The organism is Pseudomonas sp. LAM2023 (assembly GCF_016620375.1).
Lineage (GTDB): Bacteria > Pseudomonadota > Gammaproteobacteria > Pseudomonadales > Pseudomonadaceae > Aquipseudomonas > Aquipseudomonas anuradhapurensis.
In genome coordinates, this window is record NZ_JAENHV010000024.1 from 1 (window position 1) to 2,078 (window position 2,078).

At 59.3% G+C, this 2,078-nt stretch carries 1 protein-coding gene; it reads right to left on the minus strand.

Annotated elements, in window-relative coordinates; genetic code table 11:
• Positions 1-77: 77 nt before the first annotated feature.
• Positions 78-2,078, minus strand: a 2,001-nt coding sequence (locus JKP78_RS15005) for an RHS repeat-associated core domain-containing protein (RefSeq protein ID WP_234454631.1), incomplete at its 5' end; no start/stop codon positions are given.

A 2,078-nucleotide genomic window follows, 5' to 3' on the forward strand; every position in this document is an offset into this window, starting at 1 on the left:
ACTGACTTCCCACTCTGGGATATCCGTATAAGACTCAAGGATACTATCGATATCCCATACCACAAAATCTTCAGACATCACGCCCTCCTATGAACCTTTGACTTCCCTGACACCGGAATAATCTCTCGAGTTTCACGGTCTCTGATATAACCACCGCCTGCTGCCAAAATCCTAGCTTCCTTAGCTTGCTGCTCAGTCTTATCTGCGGTCATGCTAGTAACTTCATATGTTGTTGCTGTGCCATTCTCAATAACAGCCGTATCCACTCTTCGACGCTCGCCAGTCAGTGGATCTTTTACAGATTGACCAGTTGCATCTCTCAGATAGCATTCACTCTGAATCGAAGCGTTCGGATGAGCTGCTTTAATCTCAGCATTAAATTCCCGGTGACGACGATCTCCTTCAACCGCATTCTTGATCCGCTTCAGCCCCCACGGATCAATCCAACCGATCGGGTTCGGAACATACTGATAGAGGTTGAAGCCCCCCAGATAGCTGATCGGATCCTGGCTGACAAACCGCCCAAGCCTCGGATCATAGTACCGATACCGGTTGTAGTGCAGCCCCGTCTCATGGTCGTGGTACTGGCCTTGGAAGCGAATCGGGTTGGTCAGGCCGACTTGCTTGGCCCACTCCGACCGTGCTTCCTTGACCTCACCCCACGCCTTGTACTGCGCCGTCCACGCCACCTCACCATTGTGGTCGGTGAGTTCCATTGGCGTGCCGAGGTGGTCACACTGATACCAGAGAATCGCATCGAATGCCTGCGGCTTGACCTCGGTGTGCCACAGCGGGTCCTGATCGAAATCGTATTCCCGATCGCTCCAGTCCGGCTGGCGCAGCAGGCGGATCGGGTTGTTTCGTTGCGCCTGGACCACCGGCACGAAGCTGCCCGGCTCATACAGGTAATGCACGGTGCGCCCGGTCTCGCCCTCACCCTGCGGCGGTGAGCTTTCCCAAGCCAGGTTATCGCCATCCCAGCCATACAAGGTGTAACCACAACCCAGTTCGCGCTGGCGCTTGGCCCGCTGCATCTGGTTCCAGCCACTGCCCGCTCGCGGATCATCCTGGTGGTGCGCGGTGGAGTGTTTGTGCAGACGGCGGCCCAGAGCGTCGTAGCTGTACACCACGCTGAGCTTGTCATCGTCGAAGCGCACCAAACGGTCGAACAGGTCCCAGCTGAGGCGCGCCTTTTCGCCGTTGTGCAGGCGATGGATCAGGTTGCCGCGTTCGTCGTACTGGTAGTGGGTCCCGGCGTATTCACGCAGCAGGTTGTCCATCAGCTTGTTGCGCCGCGGGTCGCTTTCCAGCGGGCGATTCAGCTCTTGGGCCTTGTCGTCCAGCAGGTTACCGGCAGGGTCGAAGGCGAAGGTCTCGACACCCAGGCGACTGGTGGCTTGCAGCAGGCGGCCAACCGGATCGTACCGATAGGCCAGGTGGCCACGGCGGGTGTCGTGGATATCGGTCAGCTGGCCCACGGCATCGTACTGGTACTGGCGCTTGAGCAACGTGGACTTGCCGTCGTGGCTACCCAGCAACTGCTCTTGCAGGCGGCCAGCCGGGTCCCAGCTCTGGGCCTGCATCAGCTGGTTGCCCTGATGCCGGACCACTTCACGGTGCAGGTCATCACGCTCATAGGCCAGCAGTTCATGCTGGTCGAGGGTCATGCCCAGCACGTGGCCGCTGCCGTAGGTGAGCACGCTGACCTTATGGCCATCGGGGCGTACGGTCGCGATACGGTTGTTGAGCACGTCGTACTCGTGTTGCCACACCGCAACCATCGGCACCTCGGTACCAAGGTAATACTGGTGCTCGCGGGTCAGGTTGCCCGCCTGGTCATGGAACCATTGCAACTTGCTGGCCGCGTTGATCGCCTGGATCAGGTTGCCGTTGCCGTCGTAGGCGAAGGTTTCTTCCTGGCGTTGCTCCCCCAGTCTGGCCACGCGAGAAGCGAGCCGGCCCACCGGGTCGAAGGTGATGTCGATGCGGCGCTGGCCGACCTGGGTACTTGCCAGCCGGCCCGTATCAGCATCGTACTGGTAACGCGTCACCAACCCGTCGAAGCCTTGCTCCTGCAG